Source organism: Niveispirillum fermenti (genome assembly GCF_048066175.1).
GTDB lineage: Bacteria > Pseudomonadota > Alphaproteobacteria > Azospirillales > Azospirillaceae > Niveispirillum > Niveispirillum fermenti.
This window is the reverse complement of sequence record NZ_JBLTXA010000016.1, coordinates 64054-83273: the sequence shown is the minus strand read 5'-3', so window position 1 is coordinate 83273 and position 19220 is coordinate 64054. Positions and strand designations below refer to the sequence as shown.

The following is a 19220-nucleotide window of genomic DNA, read 5'->3' as shown; positions in this document are numbered from 1 at the left end:
TGGCGGCGCCCGGCGCATGAAGGAGGCATTGATCAGGACCATAGGTTCTGATCAATGCAGATACGTATGAACCCGCGCCGGACGGGGTGTCCGGCGCGAAGGAATGGGCATCACCGGCGTTCGGCGGCGCTGGCATCGCGCGCGGCGCGGAACTCGCTGTCGCCGCTCCAGTTCGGCCAGGCCGTGCCGTCCGCCAGCCCGCGCCCCACGGCGTATAGCAGGCCAAGGTCGCGCTTCGTGCCATCCAGGTTCCAGTCAGCCGACCATTCGTCGGATTGCTGATGGTACTTGTCGCGCGTATAGGCGTCACGCCATTGCCGCCCGGCATCCACGCCGCCTTCCAGCAGGTCGATCCCCGGTCCGAAGGACAGGGCCGGTACGCCGCGCTTGGCGAAGGGGAAATGGTCGGACCGGAAGAAGCCGCCGGCCTCCACCTTCGGGTCGGGCGTATAGGTGCGGTCCCGCTTCCTGCCTTCCGCGATCAGCAGGTCGAGCAGGTCCAGCCTGGCCTGACCGGAAATGGTGAAATCGCGGGCGGGGCCCGGCCCGACGATGGAATCCATGTTGATGACACCAACCGTCCGGGCCAGCGGCCAGACAGGATTGTCGGCATAGTAGGAGGAACCGAGCAGGCCCTTCTCCTCCGCGGTAACGGCCAGGAACACGATGGACCGTGGGGTGGGCGGGGCGGCCTTGAAGGCGCGGGCCAGTTCCAGCATGGCGGCGATGCCGGTCGCATTGTCCATGGCGCCGTTGAAGATACGGTCGCCCCGTGCATCGGGCTCGCCCATGCCGATATGGTCCCAATGGCCGGAATAGATCACGGTCTCATCCGGCCGCTCGGTTCCCGGCAGACGGCCCAGTACGTTCTTCGATGTGATCACCCGGGCCGTCACCTCATAGTCGGCGGACAGGGTGGCCTTCAGCGGGATGGGCTGGAAATCGGCCTTGCGGGCCGCGACGCGGGCCTTCTCGAAATCCAGGCCGGCGGCCTTGAACAGGTTGACGGCCACATCGCGCTGTATCCACGCTTCCATGGGCGTGTGGGCGGCGCGTGGTTCCTGCCGGACGATGTCGAACATGGTGTTGGTGTTGGAACTGGCCACCGTGGCCCAGCCATAGGAGGCCGGGGCCGTCTCATGCACAATCAGGACACCGGCGGCGCCCTGGCGGGCGGCTTCCTCGTACTTGTAGGTCCAGCGGCCGTAATAGGTCATGGCCTTGCCGCCGAAATCGCCGTCGCCCCCTTCGAAATCGGGATCGTTCACCAGCACGACCAGGATCTTGCCCTTCAGGTCCATGCCTTTGAAATCGTCCCAGTTCCGTTCCGGTGCCTTCACGCCATAGCCCACGAAGACCAGTGGCGCGTCGGTCAGCGATACGCGCTTGTCTCCGGTCAGCGCGGCCCGCACGGCCACCTCCTGTCCCTGGTTCAGGGTGAGGGTGTGCCCGCCCGCGGTCAGGGCGACGGACGGACGGCCTGCGATGTCGGCCATCAGCAGCGGGACGTCCTGGGTCCAGCTGCGTTTCCCGTCCGGACCCGGTGTGCCGCCCGGTTCCAGCCCGGCCGCCGCCATGCGGTCGATGAGGAATTCGAGGGTCCGGGCCTCGCCGGCCGTGGCCGGTGCCCGCCCTTCGAAGGCGTCGCTGGACAGGGTGCGCACATCGCCGGAAAAGCGGCCCATGTCGAAGTGCGGTTCGGCGGCGAAGGCGACGGTCGACCAGAGCGCAGCCGTTGCGAGAAGCAGATATTTCATGCGGCGGGATACTCCCTTGGGGATGTCGTTGGATTGCCTTTGATGTCCCAAGCTATACGCCCGATCCCGCGCAGCGGCCAAGCCATGCGGGTTCCACGCCGTGCCGGTCCGGATCAACCCGCCGGGGCCTGCCATTCCAGGAACAGGTCCGGCCAGCGCCGCAGCGGATTGTCTGCGGCGATGCGATCACCATGCCCGAACCCGTGCCCACCCTTCGGATAGAGGTGCAGCTCCGCCGGCACGCCGGCCCGGCGGCAGGCCGCGTGGAAGGCCAGGCTGTTCTCTGGAAGCACCGCCTGGTCATCCGTGGCGTGGAGCAGAAAGACGGGGGGCGTGTCGGTGGTCACCTGATGATCGGCAGACCAGCGTTCCACCATGGCCGCCGTCGGGCTGGGGCCCAGCAGGCGGTCGCGGGAGCCGCGATGCGCCATGGATGTCCCCATCCCGATGACGGGATAGATCAGCGCCAGCCGGGCCGGTCGCGCCGGCAGCCGGTCGGCCTGATCCACGGCGGCATAGGTTGTGTCGGCATGCCGCGTGCCCAGCATGGCGGCCACATGCCCGCCGGCGGAAAAGCCCATGACGCCCGGCGCCCCGCCGTCGATGCCGAATATCCCGGCCTGGCTGCGGATCACGCGCATGGCGCGCTGGGCATCCTGCAGGGCAACGGCGGGTCCGTGTTGCGGCACCTCCCCCGGCAGACGGTAGGTCAGGACGAAGCAGGTGAATCCCCGTGCGGCCAGCAAGGGGCCCACCTCGCCCCCTTCCTTGTCGACCACGACCCGCTGATAGCCGCCACCCGGAATGATCAGCAGGGCGCGGCCATCGGGCCGGGCCGGGCGGTAAATGGTGAGAAAGGGGCGTGTGATGCCCTCCATGTAGCGGTCGGGCCGTGCCGGATCGTGGCTGCGCGCCACCATCCGCTGTTCCAGCGGAGCACCTTCGGAGCCCGGACCAGTGCCGCCGGGCCAGATCTCGACCCTTTCCGTCGTGCCTGCGCCGGCCGTGCGATCCAGTCCGGTTGTTGTTGCCAGCCCGGCCGCCATCATTGATCCGCGCAACCAGTCCCGCCGCGACACCGCCATGCCCGTTCTCTTCCGATGCTGTTGGTAACCGGTAGACAATCTGCCCGTCCGGTCCGCACCTGGCAAGGGCGCCCGCGGCTTGCCCGCGACACCCCGCCACATCGCCGACACGGCCGGCGGCACATAAACTTACATAGAAAATACATCTTTAAAGGAGGCCAGTATGGGCCGGATCGTTCCCCGACTGAAGGACGACCACGCGGAACTGAAGCGGGTACTGGAGGATGTGCGGCGTCAGGGCATTGGCACGCCGGACGGCCAGCGCACGTTGCTGGCGGCGCGGGACCTGTTCATCGACCATATCCGGCGGGAGAATGAGGAGTTCTATCCTGACTATCGCCGCTTGGCGCTGCGTGATCCCGTTCGTGCCGCCATGGCGGAACAGTTCAGTGCGGAAATGGTGGAACTGGGCGGCCGGGTCCTGGCCTTCTTCGACAAATATCGCGATGGGGGATCGGGCCTGGAATTCGCCGTCGATTTCGGCCGCATGAGCGCGCTGTTGCAGTCGCGTCTGCACAAGGAGGAAGCGATCCTTTACGCCCGATACGAGGAGATGGCCAGCCGCACGGCGGCGTGACGCTCACATGACGGACAATCAGGCGCCGGGCACCGGCATGTCCGGCTTGGGCGGCCGGGGCGGCTTGGGCGGGGCGGTCAGGGCCGCGATGCGGGAGGCGTACTTCTCCGGCTCCCCCTTGACCAGCAACGGCAGTTCGGCCGACAGCGTGTCCAGCAGCTTGGGCAGCCAGTTCTCGTCGGCCTTGGCGAAGTTGCCCAGCACCCAGCCATGCACCCGGTCCTTGTCGCCGGGATGGCCGATACCGATGCGCACGCGCCAGTAATCCTTGCCGATATGGTCGTCGATGGAACGCAGGCCGTTATGCCCGCCATGCCCGCCGCCCTGTTTCACCCGAATCTTGCCGGGTGCCACATCCAGTTCATCATGCAGGGCGATGACCTGGGCGGGGGTCAGCTTGTAGAAGCGCATGGCCTCCCCGACCGACTGGCCGGACAGGTTCATGAAGGTCTGGGGCTTCAGCAGAAAGCATTTCTCCCCGCCGGCCACCCCCTCGGCGATCAGCCCCTGGAAGCGCCGCTTCCAGGGGCCGAAGCCGTGTCGGCCATGGATGTCATCCACGGCCATGAACCCGACATTATGCCGGTGCCGCTCATATTCCGGGCCAGGATTGCCCAGTCCGACCAGCAGGCGCATGTGTCAGGTCCCGATACGCTGTCGCAAAAGGGCTGGGATCAGCCCTCGCCCTTCACGGTCGGGGCGGCGATCGTGGCGACGGTGAAGTCGCGATCCTCGATCGTGGGGCGCACGCCTTCCGGCAGCGTCACGGAGGAAATGTGGATGGAGGCGCCGACCTCGGCACCGGCCAGATCCACCGTGATCTTCTCCGGGATGTTGCCGGCGCGGGCGAACACCTCGATGTCGTGGCGCACGACGTTCAGCACGCCGCCCTTCTTCAGGCCAGGGCAGGTATCGGCATTCAGGAATTCCACCGGCACCTTCAGGGTGATTTCGGTGCTGTCGCTGACGCGCAGGAAGTCGATATGCAGCGGACGGTCATAGACCGGGTCCAGTTGCACGTCGCGAGGCAGCACGCGGTGCGTGTTGCCTTCCACCGTCACGTCGAACAGGTGGGTGAAGAAGCCCGGACGATGCAGTTCACGGATGAACTTGGCATAGTCGACGGCGATCATCACCGGCTTTTCCTTGTTGCCGTAGATCACAGCCGGGATCTGGCCTTCACGGCGCGTGGCCCGGGCGGTCCCCTTTCCGGCCCGGTCGCGGGCCGTGGCGGCGAGCGCGATAATCTGGGTCATGGTACTCTCCTAGTACGAAAAAAGACCCGGTCGCGGCTTTCCGCGTCGGGTCCGGTAGTGGCGCCAGCCTCCAGGGGTGCTGTACGCCGTCGAAAATGGTGCGGCCTTGTAGGCGTAAACCGGCCCGGAGTCAAGGTTGAGCACCGTTGCGCGCTGCCGATGGCCGGCCCGCGCGGCGGCAAAGGGGCGGCCGCTGGTGGCCGCCCGCCTGCCGGTCAGAAGCGATAGCCCAGGGTGCCCACCACGGAACGGCGTGCGCCCAGGAAGCAGTCGCCGCGGGCCAGACAGGTAGAGATGTACTTCTCGTCCGTCAGGTTGTTGATGTTGAGGCTGAGGCGCCAGGCATCCTGCTGATAGGAGGCCATCAGGTCGGCCAGCATGTTGGCCGGTGTGTTGATGATGATGGTGCGGGCACTGTTCTGATCGGTCTGGCTGCCGACATAGCGCAGGCCGCCGCCCAGCTTGAACTCCGCCCCATTGGCCAGGGGGAAGGCCCGGGTGACGAAGGCGGAGGCCATGTGGCGTGGGGAGGAACTGGCAGGCTTGCCGATCTCCGTGGCCACATTGCTCCTGGATGTCTTCGCGTCGGTGTAGGTGTAGCTGGCGCTGACGGTGTAGAGCGCGAGCAGCGTGGCCTGCGCCTCCAATTCGAAGCCCTGGGCCTTGATCTCCCCCGTCTGCACACGGTCCAGCGGGTTGGTGGGGCTGGTCGTCACGCGGTTGGTGTCGCGCAGGTCGAACAGGGCCGTGGTCACAAGGGTCTCCGGCGTTGGCTGCCATTTCACGCCGGCTTCCCACTGCTTGCCGATCTGGGGATCGAACGCCTCGCCCGCCAGGTTGGTGCCCGCCACGGGCAGGAAGCTTTCCGAATAGCTGACATAGGGGGCGATGCCGCCCGGCGCCTCATACAGAAGGCCGGCGCGGTAGGAGGTGGCGGTATCCTTCTTCTTCGTCTTCACGCCGGCCGGCGTCAGGGTCGATGACCGGGCATTGTCACGGCGCAGGCCCAGCAACAGGTTCCAGCCCTGCCACTTTATCTGGTCCTGCAGGTAGAAGCCCAGCTGCTTCTGCTCGGTCCTGTTGCCCTTCGTGCGGGCCGGCGCCGCGAAGCCCGGTGTATAGACGGGATCATACAGGTCGATGGGCGTGGTCAGGCGGCTGGTGATCTGCTGCAGCTCCTGGCGATAATCCTGCCAGTCCACGCCGGCCAACAGCACATGGCTGAGCGCGCCCGTGGTGAAATCGCCCTGAAGCTGGCTGTCGGAGGAGAGGGTGCGCACCTCGGGATAGGAGCCGGAAAGGTAGCGGCCGACGGTGCGCTGCGGCCCCGTATAACCCGCCTGACCCGCCGACAGGAACGGGTTCAACGGGTTGCTGAAGGAATTGGAATAGATGGTCTGATAGGTCACCTCGCTCCAGGCGGCACGGAAATTCTGGCGGAACACCAGGCCATCCATCACTTCCTGCGCCAGAAAGGCCGACAGGTTGGTTTGCTTCGTCTTGTATTCATCGAAATCCGGCTCCCCGATGAAGGTGCTGAAATCGATCTTGCCATTGGCGTTGTCGTAAAGCGTGCCCCACCAGGGGAAGAACTGGGTTGTCAGGCCCGTATCGTCCCGCTGATGATAGAGCTGGATCGTCGCTTCCGTCCGGTCGGTGGGACGCCAGGTGAGTTGCGGCGCGATGAACCAGCGGTCGTCATCCACATGATCCACCTGGGTGTCGGCATCGCGCAGCAGGCCGGTGATACGGAACGCCAGGGTACCGGCCTCGTCCAGGGGGCCGGTCATGTCGACCTGCACCTGCTTGCGATCATGGCTGCCATAGGACAGCAGAACCTCTCCGGCTGCCGTGAAGGCGGGGCGCTTGGATGTCAGGTTGATCACGCCGCCGACGCTGCCCTGGCCGTACAGCACGGACGCCGGACCCTTCACCACCTCCACCCGCTCCAGCATGTAGGTGTCGGCGCGGGCGTTGTTGTAGGAATCATAGGCCGTGCGCATGCCGTCCAGATATTGCAACGGGCGCGTGCCGCGAACCTGATAGCTGTCCACACGGCTGTCTTGGCCATAGGCGTCCGACCGCACGCCGGAACTGTACAGAAGCACATCCTGAAGGGAGAGGGCGCCGCGTTCCATCATCTGTTCCGCCGTAACGATGGCGATGGATTGCGGCGTGACGGCCACGGGCGTGTCGGTCTTGGTCCCGCCGCTGCTGCGGCGTGCGCGTTCCCCGATCACGACGATCTGGTCCCGCCCGATGCCATCGGCATCCGCAACCTGCAGGCCCGCATCGGGTTCGGCCCCCAGCGCCGGCAGGCTGCTTCCCCCCAGCAGCAGCGACAGCAATGCCAGCCGCGCGGCTGGCCGTTGCCTGGACAAGATATTCATATTCCGGCTCCCCCAAATCTCGCACATGCGAATTATTCACATCTCGTTGTATGGGCTTACCATGAATATGAAAATCATTCTTAACCGCATATGACCCTTGCGGAAGGCTCATGCGGGGGTGCGCAAGGGTAATCCCCCGCCGGCCGTGCCAGGCCAGCGGGGGAGACGCTGCACCATCACCGTGGCTTGTAACGTTCCTCCAGCGCGCGGGCGCGGGTGTGGAGCGATTGCGACACGCCGTTGATGAACACCTGTTCGGCCAGCACCGTGGGTTCCAGCGGGTCACCGCCCCAGAGGACCAGATCGGCGGGCTTTCCGATGGCGATGACGCCGCTGTCGGGCGCACCGAACAGGGCGGCGGGACGGCTGGTGATGGCGGCGATGGCCTTGTCCCGCGGCAGACCATGCGCCACGGCGGTCCCGGCCTCGAACCGGACCTGATTGGCGAAATGGCCATCGGCGCTGCCCGTGATGATCACGGTGACGCCGGCCTTTTCCAGCAGGGCGGCATTGTCCAGCCGGGCGCGCTGGGTTTCGAAGCGGCCGGGCAGGTTCGTCGTGGGCTTGATGATCACGGGAACGCCGGCCGCGGCGATCTCCGGTGCCACGATCCACCCTTCCTCAGCCCCCAGCAGCACGATGCGCAGTTTCTCCTCCCGCGCCAGACGCAAGGCCAGGCGGATGTCGGCTGCGCGATGAGCCGCCAGGAACAGCGGCGCCTCGCCCCGCGCGACGGGGACCAGGGCGGCCAGATCTTCCCGCGACAGGCCGTATTCGCGTGTCGCGCCCTGGTTGAAGGCGGCCGTGTTGGCGGCGAAATGCCGGGCATCCTCCAGCGCTGATTTCAGGATGGTGACTGTCAGGCTGCGGCTGCCGCCGGCATTCCTGGCGGCGCTTTCGCCCAGCGGCAGGGCCACGCCGATGCGCGGACGCACGATGATGTCGGGGGCGGCACCCAGATGGATCAGGGCCGGCTGGCCCTGGAACAGCGGCTCTTCCACATGGCCGGCGGTTTCACCCTCATGGACATGGGCGCCGTCGCCGAAGGCCACGGCCGGCATGACGACGGCGCGTGTCACGCCGCCGGCACGGGCCAGCGGGATCAGCGTGCTGGCGGGGTTCACGGAATATGAGGGGTCGTAAGCCACGGTGATGCGGGGATTGTCGGCCCGGCTGTCGTTGGTGGTGGGCACGGCGCTCACCTCTTCGACCCCGATATCGCTGCTGGACACGAACAGGCCGGGGGTCACCACCTTGCCCGTACCATCGACCAGCGTGGCGCCGGCCGGCGCGATGACCCCGGCGCCGGCCGCCACGACGATCCCGTCGCGGATGACCAGCGTGGCATTGCCCTGTGGCGCGCCATTGCCCGTCATAAGGGTGACGCCCTGGATGGCGATGGTCTCCGCCCGGGCCGCGCCGAGGGCCAGCGCCACCAGCGCGGTCCCCAAAAGGAACTGCTTGAACCCGCGCATCATTCGGCCCCCCGCTGCATGAACACGTCCGGACCGGTCTGGCCCAGTTCGAAATCGGATCGCGGCGCCGTGGCCGGGCGGCTGCGGTCATACTGGACCACGCCGTCGATCAGCACGAGATCGGCCAAAGTGTAGATGGAGAAGGGATTGCCGCTCCACACCACGATATCGGCCATCTTGCCGGGTTCCAGCGTGCCGACCTTGTCCGCCACGCCGATGCTCCGGGCGGCGTTGGCGGTGACCCAGGTGATGGCCTCCTCCTCCTTGATGTCCAGGCCCAGGTAATTGCCTTCCGCCATGGCCTGGGCGGCTTCCTTGGTCAGGTGCTGGATCAGCGTGTCGTCGTCGGAATGGATGATGGCGCAGGCCCCGGCGCGGTGGACGATGGCGGCATTGGCCGGCACCCCGTCATAGGCTTCCATCTTGAAGCCCCACCAGTGCGCCCAGGTGGCGATGCAGGCATCCCCCTCCTTCAAAAGGTCGGGGATCTTGTAGGCTTCGACGGCATGGTGGAAGGCCGAGACGCCATAGTCGAACTCCTTCGCCACATCCAGCATCACGGCCATCTCGTCGGCGCGGTAGCAATGGTTGTGGACCAGGATGTCGCCGCGCAGCGCGTCGGCCAGCGTGTCAAGCTGCAGGTCGCGCTTGGGCGGGTCGCCCTTCTTGTCCTTGGATTGATGGTAATCGTCCCATTTGCGGCGATATTCCGCCGCCTCCACCCACGCCTTGCGGTAACCGGCGACATTGGCCATGCGGCTGCCCGGCGCGCGGCCCTTGCCGCCATAGACCCGCTTCGGGTTCTCCCCGCAGGCCATCTTCAGCCCGTAGGGCGCGCCGGGGAACTTCATCTCCTGCACCGACCGGGCGGGCACGTTCTTGACCGTCACGGACCGTCCGCCGAACAGGTTGGCCGAGCCGGGCAGGATCTGCAGCACCGTGACACCGCCTTGCAGGGCGCGCTCGAATCCGGGGTCCTGCGGCCAGACCGAATGTTCGGCCCAGACCTGCGCCGTGTTGGGGTCGGTGATCTCGTTGCCGTCGGAATGGGCCTGCACGGCGGGCGAGGCATAGACGCCCAGGTGGGAGTGCATGTCGATGATGCCGGGCGTGATCCAGCGCCCTGTGGCGTCTATGACGGTGGCACCCGCGGGCACAGGCAGGCCCGTTCCCACTGCTTCGATCCGGCCGTCGCGGACGATGATGGTGCCGCCATCGACGCGCGTTCCGGCACCCGTCAGCAATGTGGCCCCCGTCAGCGCCACCAGCCCGCTGGGCTGCGGCACATAGCGGCTGGGATACGGGTCGCGGTTGGCGGACGGGTCCAGGCCCCGCGCCAGTTCCTTGCCATCCTTGTCCCGTGATTGGTTTGCCGCCTGGCCCGTGGTGCAGCCCGCCAGCACCAAAGCCAGCCCCGCCACCATCCAGCGTCCGGTCCGCGACCGCGCCATAGCCCCCGCTCCATTGTTGTTCTTGAAACGAAGGCGTCAGTGTGGGTCGTGCCGGCGGGGCACGTCAACGGATCGGGGTGTAACGGCTTTGTAACTCTTTGGTTGCTTTGTGTATCCGGTGGGCCACCGGCGACCGCTTCATGCCGCACGACGGCCGGAAGCGGGTGAGGCCGAAAAGCAAAGCCCCCGCCCTGATGGGCGGGGGCCTGGCGGGCAACAGGCCATTGAGCCTTGAAATCGATCAGTCGAACAGGCTGGACACGGAGCGTTCGTTGCTGATGCGCTCGATGGCGTCGGCCATCAGGCGGGCGATGGACCGCTGGCGGATGTTGCGGGAATTGCGCACCGCTTCCGTCGCAACGATGCTGTCGGTGATGACCAGTTCGTCCAGCGGCGACTTGGCCACACGGTCCACGGCCCCACCCGACAGCACGCCGTGCGTCACATAGGCGCGGACCGACACGGCACCCCGCTCCTTCAACGCCATCGCGGCGTTGCACAGCGTGCCGGCGCTGTCGACGATATCGTCGATCAGGATGCAGTCACGGCCCGTCACATCACCGATGACGTTCATCACCTCCGATACGCCGGCGCGTTCGCGGCGCTTGTCGATGATGGCAAGATCGGCGTCGAGCCGCTTGGCGATGGCGCGGGCGCGGACCACACCCCCCACATCGGGGGAGACGATCATCAGGTTGTCGACCCGCACGCTCTCCTTGATATCCTTGGTGAACTCCCCGCCCGCGACCAGATTGTCGACCGGAATGTCGAAGAAGCCCTGGATCTGGCCGGCATGCAGGTCCATGGTCAGCACGCGGTTGGCGCCGGCCGTGGTCAGCAGGTTGGCCACCAGCTTGGCCGAAATCGGCGTGCGGGGGCCGGTCTTGCGATCCTGCCTGGCATAACCGTAATAGGGGATGACGGCCGTGATTCGGCGGGCAGACCCGCGCCGCAGCGCGTCGATGGTCACCAGCAGTTCCATCAGGTGGTCGTTTGCCGGAAACGAGGTCGACTGGATGACGAACGCATCCTCGCCGCGCACATTCTCATTGATCTCGACAAAGATCTCGTTGTCGGCGAAGCGGCGGATCGTTGCCTTGGTCAGCGGGACTTCAAGGCAATGCGAAATGGCTTCAGCCAAAGGCTGATTGCTGTTCCCGGCGATCAGCTTCATGGTCGTGCTGCCCGTCTGTGGTGGTGATCAAGGGTGGACGGCGGCACCACCCAGGGTGTCGCCAAACCTTCACGAAGGCGGGCGCACCATAACCCCGACCCCTGGGACTGTAAACGCCGCGACCGTTGCACCCTACAACGGTGTGACCGTCGGCAATCACATGGACGCGAATGCGAACCGGCCCCTTCCACCAGGGCGGTGGAAGGGGCCGGTGGCAGCCAGGGGCCGGTGGGTGGGCGGACGGTCCGGTGTCTCCAGAACCGCCGGGCGGGTCCGGCCCCGGCGCGGTGGGCGGCTTTCGCCGCCCGGGTTCCCGGTGCTGATGGGGAGGCGCCGGGAACCGCTCCCGTCAGTGCCGGACCTCGCGGGCCGCTTCCTTCAGATGGCCGGCCACCTGCTGGGCCTTGCCCTTGGCCTTGTCGACCGTGCCTTCGGCTTCCAGCTTGCGGTTGTCGGTTGCCTTGCCCACGGCCTGCTTCACACTGCCCTTCGCTTCGTTCAGCTTGCCCTTGATGATCTCACCGCTCATCGGAGTGCCTCCGTCGTGTTGGATGGGTCGGCCGTCTTGGCGACCCTGTGACCCATTAACGGCAAGACACCGGGATTGTTTCGCGGCTTCCTTGCAATGTCACAGAGGCGGGCGGCGGAATGATATTTCGAACAATGTTCAAAATGCCGTCGGTTTGCCCTTGTCCCGCCATGCCGGCCTGATTAACTCTAGGACATAAGCGGGTTTGCAGGGCTGCCCGCCCGATGTCCGCACCGTCCTGATGGAAGCGCGGGCCGAGAAAGGTAGGAGGGCATAAAGGACGATGTGTCGCTGGTTGGCCTATGCCGGTATACCGATCGCCATGGATACGCTGCTGTTCCAGCCGCGTAATTCGCTGATCCGGCAGTCCCTGTCCGCCCAGCGCAGCGTGGCTGTGACGAATGGCGATGGCTTTGGTCTGGGCTGGTACGGCGACCTGCCGCGGCCCGGTCTTTACCGCGATACGATGCCGGCCTGGTCGGATGCCAATCTGCGGTCGCTGGCCGAACAGATACGCTCACCCTTGTTCTTCGCGCATGTGCGCGCCTCCACCGGCACGGCGACCTCGCGCCTGAACTGCCACCCCTTCCGTTATGAAGACTGGCTGTTCATGCATAATGGCCAGATCGGCGGCTGGGCTTCGGTGCGTCAGGATGTGGAGGGCATGATCCGCCGCGATCTCTATCGCTCCCGGGAGGGGTCGACGGACAGTGAGGCCTTCTTCCATCTGGCGCTGGGCAATGGCCTGATGGCGGACCCCGTCGCCGCTTGCGCGCGGACCGTGGCCCAGATCCTGGACCTGATGGCGCGGGAGGGGGTGTCGGAGCCGTTCCGCATGACGGCGGCCTGTACCGACGGCCGCCGGCTTTATGCCCTGCGCTGGTCCAGCGATGGCCGGTCGCCCAGCCTTTACTGGACGGCGGGGCGCGTGGAGGGCTGCCGCGATGGTCTTGTCGTCCTGGGGGAGGGGCGGCAGTCCGTCATGGTCCTGTCCGAACCGCTGGACGAGGATGCCAGCCACTGGAACGAGGTTGCCGAAGGCAGCTTCCTGGTGGCCGAGGGCGGGCATGTCCAGGTCTTTCCCTTTGATCCGCCCGGTTGAGGAGTTTCCGGCCCCATGCGTTTCCCGATTCTCGCTGCCATCCTTGTCATGCCGTCGCTGGCCCAGCCATCGCTGGCGGCACCCGGTTCCCATACCGCGCCCTACAAGGAATTCCATGACGAGATGGTCCGCTTCTATGCCGGCAATTACGACCGGCTGGCCCTGCGCCTGTCGGTGCAGCCTGCGGACAAGGCGGGGCCGCTGGACCTGCCGGTGACCATGGTCATTTCCACGCCCGAAGGGCAGATGCCGCTGGTGGTGGATGGCGATGACCAGGAGGTGGAAATGCCCTTCCGGCCCGACTGGGTCGCGGTGCGTGCCACGGTGACCATCAATCAGGCGGAAGGCAGCTACAAGATGCGGGCCCAGATCGGCATGAAGCTGCCGGCTGCCGCCGCCTTTCCCTATGCCGATGTGAAGCAGGCCTTCGACCAGTTCGGCAAGCTGATCGACCGGGAGGCGGGCGTCGTGTCATTCCTGGCGCCGTCGCCCCGCACATTGCGCGTCGTATGCGGTCCCGACTGCACGGCGACACTGGACGGTGCCAAGGGCCGCCGTGTCCTGAAGGCTGACAATCGCGGCCGCATCAACATTCCCAACGACCGCAATCTGGCGCGGGAAAATCCCACCCTGACCTTCAGCCATCCCGTCTCCTACACAGTGTTGACCACGAAGGGCTGATATCGGGGGGGGGCGCCAGCCGGGCGCATTGCAGATAATTCATGCCGGTGAAAGCCGGGCGACAGCCGGTGGACGTCAATCCAGGCTGGTCGGGGCGGGCAGGTGGTCTATCTTGGCAAGGATGGCCCCGGTTTCCCCCTTGCCGGATGGAAGGATGTCCCATGTTGCTGCGCCAAGCCCCGGACCTTTGCGAACGTGATGTCACCCCGCGTGCGGTCTATCTTGATCGTCGGCGCCTGCTGGCCGGTGTCGGCGGCCTGATGCTGGCGGGCAGCGTCCCGGCCGGCGCGGGGCCCATGCCGGGCATGCGGAGCCCCCTGTCGACGGATGAACCGCCGACCAGCCGGAAGGACATTACCGGCTACAATAATTTCTACGAGTTCGGGACCGACAAATCCGATCCGGCCCGCAATGCTGGCCGTCTCACCACCCGTCCCTGGACCGTGAAGGTCGACGGGATGGTGGCCAGGCCCGCGACTTTCGATCTGGACGACATCCTGAAGGCGGTGACGCTGGAGGAACGCATCTACCGCATGCGCTGTGTCGAAGGCTGGTCGATGGTGATCCCCTGGGTCGGCTTTCCCCTGTCGGCCCTTCTGTCCAAGGTGGAGCCGCTGGGATCGGCAAAATATGTGGCGTTCGAAACGCTGGTGCGTCCGGCGGAGATGACGGGCCTGGGCGGCTTCATCAAGGTTCTGGACTGGCCCTATCGCGAAGGGCTGCGGCTGGACGAGGCGATGCATCCGCTGACCCTACTGGCCACGGGGCTTTACGGGGAGAGCCTGCCCAACCAGAATGGTGCCCCGCTGCGGCTGGTTGTGCCCTGGAAATACGGGTTCAAGGGCATCAAATCCATCGTCCGCATAAGCCTGACCGACAAGCAGCCCGCCACGAGCTGGAATATGCAGGCGCCGCAGGAATACGGCTTCTATTCCAACGTCAATCCGGCGGTTGACCATCCCCGCTGGAGCCAGGCCACGGAGAGGCGCATCGGAGAAGGCAGCGGCCTGTTCGCCAAGCGACGGCCGACATTGCCCTTCAACGGCTATGCCGAGCAGGTGGCCGGACTGTATGCCGGAATGGATCTGCGGAAATTCTACTGATGGCGCCGGCCAGACCCCGCCCGCCGCCCCGGATGCCCACCTGGCCCGTCTATCTGCTGGGTCTGGTGCCGGCGGTCTATTATTTCTGGCAGGGAATATACGGCGACCTGGGGGCCGATCCGCTGAAGGTGCTGGAACATGCCCTGGGGGAATGGGCCCTGCGTTTCCTGATCGCCGGGCTGGCCGTGACGCCGCTGCGGCGCGAACTGGGCATCAACCTGCTGAAATACCGCCGGGCCCTGGGCCTTCTGGCGTTCCTTTATGTGCTGCTGCATCTCGGCGTCTATGCCGTCCTGGACCAGGGGCTGGACTGGCGTTCCGTCGGTGCCGACATTCTGAGGCGGCCCTACATCACGGTGGGGATGGCGGGTTTCTTACTGTTGCTGCCGCTGGCCGCCACCTCCTTCAATGCCGCCATCCGCTGGCTGGGCGGCCGCAACTGGTCCCGGCTGCACAAGCTGGTTTATCCGGCCGCCCTGGCGGGAGCGCTGCATTATGTGATGCTGGTGAAATCCTGGCCGCTGGAACCGCTGGTCTATGCTGCCATCGTGCTGGCCCTGCTGGGCTGGCGCCTGTGGCGCGGCCGGTCGCACCGTGCCCCCTGACCAGGGATGGTCATTCCAGCAGGCGTCGGATGGCCAGCAGGTCCATCAATGTTTCCGACAGGGCCTGGCGCACGTCCGGTGACAGCGGGGCGCGCCGTGACGTCGCCGTGACAGGGGAGGGGGCCGGGCCAGGGGAAGAAGCCGGGCCAGGGGAGCGGACGGGGTCGTCCTCGCCTTCCCCCTCGGCCGGGATATCGGGATCGGCATGATCCGCCCCCCCTGCCTCGTCCGCCGGCTCGTCGGCATCGAACAGCGACGGCATGCGGGTGCCGGGCGGCGGCAGGCCGGCCAGACCCCGCGACTCGCGCAGCAATTTCTGCACGCCCTTGATCGTGTACCCGTCCTGGTAGAGCAGAGACTGGATGCGGCGCAGCAGTTCCACATCGTCCGGCCGGTAATACCGCCGGCCGCCGCCGCGCTTCATCGGCTTCACCTGGGGAAACTTGGTCTCCCAGAACCGTAGCACATGCTGCGGCACTTCCAGCTCGACCGACACCTCGCTGATGGTCCGGAAGGCGGAGGCGGACTTGGCAGCCCCCGGTTTGGCCTTCGTCCCATCGCTCGAAAGGTCGGTCATCGACAGGGTCAGCCTTTCCCGCCGCTGGCGGCCTCGAACCGTTCATTGATCCTGCTTTTCAGCACGTGCGAGGCGCGAAAGACCAGAACGCGGCGCGGCAGGATGGGCACTTCCTCCCCGGTCTTGGGATTGCGGCCGATGCGCTGGCCCTTGGACCGCACCGCGAAACTGCCGAAGGAGGAAATCTTGACCATGTCACCATTGGCCAGCGCGTCGGATATCTCATTCAGGACGCTTTCCACCAGATCGGCCGACTCATTCCGGGACAGGCCCACTTCCTGATAGACGGCTTCGCTCAACTGCGCGCGGGTGACAGTGTTGGTCATGTTCGTCCTCCCCGATTTATCGAGCGATGACGGTACTTTGACAGGAGAAATCCGTCAATTCAGATGGTTGGCGGGAATTGCTGATCCCACCCCGCAAAAGAAGGGGAAACCCGCAAACAGGCTGTGCCGTTGATAACGGGCTCAGAACCGTACCAGCGCCCCGCCCCAGGTGAAGCCGCCGCCCATGGCTTCCAGAAGCAGCAGATCGCCGCGCTTCACCCGGCCGTCATGCACGGCTTCCGCCAGGGCCAGCGGGATGCTGGCGGCGGAAGTGTTGCCATGATGGTCAACCGTGACCACCACCCGTTCAGCCGGAAGCCGAAGCTTGCGGCCTGTGCCTTCGATGATGCGGCGATTGGCCTGATGCGGGATCAGCCAGTCGATGGCGTCTGCCGCCAGACCATTGGCGGCCAGGGCTTCCTTCACCACCTCGGCCAGATTGACGACGGCATGCTTGAACACTTCCTGACCGCGCATGCGCACATGGCCGACGGTCTGCGTGCTGGACGGGCCGCCATCGACATAAAGCAGGTCGTGATGGTTGCCGTCGGAATGCAGGTGCGTGGACAGGATGCCCTGGTCGTCGGCCGTGCCGGCACCTTCCTGCGCGCGCAGGACCACCGCCCCGGCCCCGTCGCCGAACAGCACGCAGGTGGTGCGGTCGGTCCAGTCCAGGATACGGGAGAAGGTTTCGGCACCGATCACCAGAACCGTCTTCGCCTGACCGGCCTTGATGAAATTGTCGGCGACCGACAGGGCATAGACGAAACCGGAGCAGACGGCCTGCACATCGAAGGCCGCGCCGCGGGTCATGCCCAGCCGCGCCTGCACCTTGACAGCCGTGGCGGGAAAGGTGTTGTCGGGCGTGGCCGTGGCCAGCACGATCAGATCCAGTTCTCCGGCCGTGATACCGGCATGCGCCAGGGCCGCGACAGCGGCCTGATAGGCGAGATCGGAGGTCAGTTCCCCATCGGCGGCGATGTGGCGGGACCGGATGCCGGTGCGCTCGGTGATCCATTCATCGGAGGTGTCGACGATCTTCGCCAGATCGGCGTTGGTCAGCGCTTTTTCGGGCAGGTAGGAGCCGCAGCCCAGGATCACAGACCGGATCGCCATTACTTTACCGCCGTTTCGCTACCCGTTGCACTGTCGTCCCTGGCCTTGTCGGCGGCGGCGGTCAGAGCCGCCTGCAATGCCGCCAACTGGTCACGGATCTTGTCGTTGAAACCATGGCTGGCCATGTTGAAGGCCGTTGCGATGGCATTGGAGAAGCCCACGGCGTCGGTGCCACCATGGCTTTTCACGCAGATGCCGCGCAGGCCCAGGAACATTCCGGCATTGTATCGCCGGGGATCCATGCGCTGACGCAGTTTGTTGAACGCGCCGGAAGCCAGGACATAGCCCAGCTTGGCCAGAAGCGAGGACCCGAATGTCCGCTTCAGGAACTCAGCGTAAAGCTTGGCGGTGCCTTCCGCTGTCTTCAGGGCGATATTGCCCGTGAAACCGTCGGTGACGACAACATCGACCGTGCCCAGCCCCAGATCGTTGCCTTCGATGAAGCCGTGGAAATAGGGTGCAAGCGGCGTGGCGCGCAGCGCGGCGGCGGCCTCGCGAATCTGCTCATGGCCCTTCTGTTCCTCCGACCCGACATTCAGCAGGCCGATGGTCGGGTTCAACAGGCCCAGGACGGTCCGGCTGAACACCGTGCCCATGACGGCGAACTGCACGAGATTGTCGGCATCGCATTCCAGATTGGCGCCCAGATCCAGCATCACCAGCTCACCACGCTGAGTCGGCATGATGGAGGCGATGGCCGGCCGGTCGATCCCCGGCAGGGTCTTCAGCACGAATTTGGCGATGGCCATCAGCGCGCCGGTATTGCCGGCCGATACGATGCAGGCGGCCTCACCGGCCGCGACCGCATCGATGGCCAGCCGCATGCTGGAATTGCGCCCAGAACGAAGCGCCACCGACGGCTTTGCATCCATCGCCACGAAATCTGGCGTGTGCCGGACCGTGGATATGGATTTCAAAGCCGGGTGGCGTTCCAACAATGCGTTGATGCGCGCTTCGTCACCGACGAACAGGAAATCGACGTTGGGGCAACGCTCCCGTGCAAGGTCAGCCCCTTCGACAACCATGTCGGGGGCATGGTCGCCACCCATGGCGTCCAGAGCGATCCGCAGGCGCGTCGTCACGTCCTTCGATGTCCTCAATGCCGCGTCAATCTGGGCCCGTCAGGCGCAAATCAGGCCGCGGCCGGGGCGGTCGCGGTCACTTCGCGGCTATCGTAATGGCCGCAGGAGCCACAGACATGATGCGGGCGCTTCAGCTCACCGCAATTGCCGCACTCGTTGTAGGCGGCGGCGGTCAAGCCATCGTGCGAGCGGCGCATGTTGCGCTTCGACTTGGAGGTCTTCTTCTTGGGAACGGCCATGATCGTAACTCACAATGTTTTAGGCGGCCGCAAGGGCCGCCCGGACAGAGGCGCTTGAATACTGGATATGGTTCCGGAGGGCAAGTGCGAAACCCTGCTCAAGAGGGCTTCTTTAAGCGGGACAGGGCCGCAAATGGGTTCTGGCGGGGCGGTTCGGCGGGCTCGTCGCCTGTCAGGGACAAGGTATCGGGGCCCACATCCTCCAGAATCGGGGTGAATTCGACCCCGTCGCGACGCGGATAGGGATCAAGGGCCAGGGACAGATTCTGGGCTACCAGTTCGCCGATGTCGATACGCCCACCCGGCATAGGTTCCGGGAAATCCTCCTCGGCCCCCAGATACTGGAAATGGTCGCTTTCCGCGTCCTCTTCCTCCTTGGGGATCAGGTGGTCCGGCGCATAGAGGGCGCTGAACTCCTCCTTCACATGGGCGGGCACGGGCTCCAGCGTCACCACGCAGCGCTGGACGACATCGGCCTCCAGTTCGCCGGTCACCTTGATGAAATCCCCCCTGACGCGGCGCAGGCGCAGCTTGGCGGTCAGGCCCGAAAGGGAAATCAGGTCGAATCGTGTGGCCAGGGCGGCGCATTCGGCATCGCCGGCGGTGACGACCTCATACCCGCCGCTGGTGGTCACCTTGTCGGCGATGACGGTACGGGATAGTTCCGGGGTGCGGCTGGGATTGTTCATGACGAA

20 protein-coding genes are annotated in these 19220 nt (G+C 65.7%); 5 read left to right on the top strand and 15 right to left on the bottom strand.

The genetic code is table 11. The features are described from left to right. Positions 1-110: 110 nt before the first annotated feature. Complete coding sequence (locus tag ACM9LZ_RS16260; RefSeq protein WP_416620546.1) at positions 111-1757, bottom strand: M28 family metallopeptidase; 1647 nt, start codon at positions 1755-1757, stop codon at positions 111-113. 113 nt (positions 1758-1870) lie between these two features. Next, positions 1871-2842 (bottom strand): alpha/beta hydrolase, encoded by a 972-nt coding sequence (locus ACM9LZ_RS16255; protein WP_416620545.1) that lies wholly within the window; start codon positions 2840-2842, stop codon positions 1871-1873. A gap of 163 nt (positions 2843-3005) precedes the next feature. Here ACM9LZ_RS16255 and ACM9LZ_RS16250 point away from each other — a divergent pair, with 163 nt between their 5' ends. Next, a complete protein-coding gene (locus tag ACM9LZ_RS16250) occupies positions 3006-3419 on the top strand; it encodes a hemerythrin domain-containing protein (RefSeq protein WP_416620544.1) in 414 nt (137 codons plus the stop codon). An 18-nt stretch (positions 3420-3437) separates the two neighbouring features. Here ACM9LZ_RS16250 and pth read toward each other — a convergent pair whose 3' ends face one another. The 7 genes from pth to ACM9LZ_RS16215 all read right to left on the bottom strand — a co-directional run bounded on the left by pth (position 3438) and on the right by ACM9LZ_RS16215 (position 11694). Further along, positions 3438-4055, bottom strand: a complete 618-nt coding sequence (gene pth / locus ACM9LZ_RS16245) for an aminoacyl-tRNA hydrolase (protein ID WP_416620543.1) — start codon at positions 4053-4055, stop codon at positions 3438-3440. Between the two features lie 38 nt (positions 4056-4093). Continuing rightward, positions 4094-4675, bottom strand: a complete 582-nt coding sequence (locus tag ACM9LZ_RS16240; protein ID WP_416620542.1) for a 50S ribosomal protein L25/general stress protein Ctc — start codon at positions 4673-4675, stop codon at positions 4094-4096. A 215-nt stretch (positions 4676-4890) separates the two neighbouring features. Beyond that, positions 4891-7065 carry a TonB-dependent siderophore receptor gene (locus tag ACM9LZ_RS16235; protein WP_416620541.1) on the bottom strand — a complete coding sequence of 725 codons (2175 nt, stop codon included), beginning with the start codon at positions 7063-7065 and terminating at the stop codon, positions 4891-4893. 176 nt (positions 7066-7241) lie between these two features. Next, positions 7242-8543, bottom strand: a complete 1302-nt coding sequence (locus ACM9LZ_RS16230) for an amidohydrolase family protein (protein WP_416620540.1) — start codon at positions 8541-8543, stop codon at positions 7242-7244. Next, positions 8540-9991 carry an amidohydrolase gene (locus tag ACM9LZ_RS16225; RefSeq protein ID WP_416620539.1) on the bottom strand — a complete coding sequence of 484 codons (1452 nt, stop codon included), beginning with the start codon at positions 9989-9991 and terminating at the stop codon, positions 8540-8542. The genes ACM9LZ_RS16230 and ACM9LZ_RS16225 overlap by 4 nt, the downstream gene beginning before the upstream one ends. A gap of 241 nt (positions 9992-10232) precedes the next feature. After that, a complete protein-coding gene (locus tag ACM9LZ_RS16220) occupies positions 10233-11165 on the bottom strand; it encodes a ribose-phosphate pyrophosphokinase (RefSeq protein ID WP_416620538.1) in 933 nt (310 codons plus the stop codon). Positions 11166-11514: 349 nt separating this feature from the next. Continuing rightward, on the bottom strand, positions 11515-11694 hold the full coding sequence (locus ACM9LZ_RS16215; protein ID WP_416620537.1) for a CsbD family protein: 180 nt from the start codon (positions 11692-11694) through the stop codon (positions 11515-11517). A gap of 283 nt (positions 11695-11977) precedes the next feature. On the opposite strand from ACM9LZ_RS16215, the gene ACM9LZ_RS16210 reads away from it, so the two are divergent. The 4 genes from ACM9LZ_RS16210 to msrQ all read left to right on the top strand — a co-directional run bounded on the left by ACM9LZ_RS16210 (position 11978) and on the right by msrQ (position 15185). Continuing rightward, complete coding sequence (locus tag ACM9LZ_RS16210) at positions 11978-12796, top strand: class II glutamine amidotransferase (protein ID WP_416620536.1); 819 nt, start codon at positions 11978-11980, stop codon at positions 12794-12796. A 15-nt stretch (positions 12797-12811) separates the two neighbouring features. Further along, positions 12812-13477, top strand: a complete 666-nt coding sequence (locus ACM9LZ_RS16205) for a DUF2987 domain-containing protein (protein ID WP_416620535.1) — start codon at positions 12812-12814, stop codon at positions 13475-13477. Positions 13478-13638: 161 nt separating this feature from the next. Further along, positions 13639-14580, top strand: a complete 942-nt coding sequence (gene msrP / locus ACM9LZ_RS16200) for a protein-methionine-sulfoxide reductase catalytic subunit MsrP (protein WP_416620534.1) — start codon at positions 13639-13641, stop codon at positions 14578-14580. Then, positions 14580-15185 carry a protein-methionine-sulfoxide reductase heme-binding subunit MsrQ gene (gene msrQ, locus ACM9LZ_RS16195; protein ID WP_416620533.1) on the top strand — a complete coding sequence of 202 codons (606 nt, stop codon included), beginning with the start codon at positions 14580-14582 and terminating at the stop codon, positions 15183-15185. Before msrP ends, msrQ begins: the two co-directional genes overlap by 1 nt. Before the next feature lie 10 nt (positions 15186-15195). Here the strand turns inward: msrQ and ACM9LZ_RS16190 are convergent, their stop codons facing one another. From ACM9LZ_RS16190 to ACM9LZ_RS16165, 6 genes are all read right to left on the bottom strand, one after another. Beyond that, the gene (locus ACM9LZ_RS16190) at positions 15196-15762 is read right to left on the bottom strand and encodes a MerR family transcriptional regulator (protein WP_416620532.1); all 567 of its coding nucleotides are present in this window, start codon (positions 15760-15762) and stop codon (positions 15196-15198) included. 8 nt (positions 15763-15770) lie between these two features. After that, positions 15771-16088 (bottom strand): integration host factor subunit alpha, encoded by a 318-nt coding sequence (locus tag ACM9LZ_RS16185; RefSeq protein WP_416620531.1) that lies wholly within the window; start codon positions 16086-16088, stop codon positions 15771-15773. Between the two features lie 141 nt (positions 16089-16229). Further along, positions 16230-17204, bottom strand: a complete 975-nt coding sequence (locus ACM9LZ_RS16180; RefSeq protein ID WP_416620530.1) for a beta-ketoacyl-ACP synthase III — start codon at positions 17202-17204, stop codon at positions 16230-16232. After that, positions 17204-18286 carry a phosphate acyltransferase PlsX gene (gene plsX / locus ACM9LZ_RS16175; protein ID WP_416620529.1) on the bottom strand — a complete coding sequence of 361 codons (1083 nt, stop codon included), beginning with the start codon at positions 18284-18286 and terminating at the stop codon, positions 17204-17206. The genes ACM9LZ_RS16180 and plsX overlap by 1 nt, the downstream gene beginning before the upstream one ends. A 50-nt stretch (positions 18287-18336) precedes the next feature. Next, positions 18337-18525: a 50S ribosomal protein L32 gene (rpmF, locus tag ACM9LZ_RS16170; RefSeq protein WP_054166525.1), complete on the bottom strand. Its 189-nt coding sequence runs from the start codon at positions 18523-18525 to the stop codon at positions 18337-18339. 98 nt (positions 18526-18623) lie between these two features. Further along, a complete protein-coding gene (locus ACM9LZ_RS16165) occupies positions 18624-19214 on the bottom strand; it encodes a YceD family protein (protein ID WP_416620528.1) in 591 nt (196 codons plus the stop codon). Positions 19215-19220 lie beyond the last annotated feature (6 nt).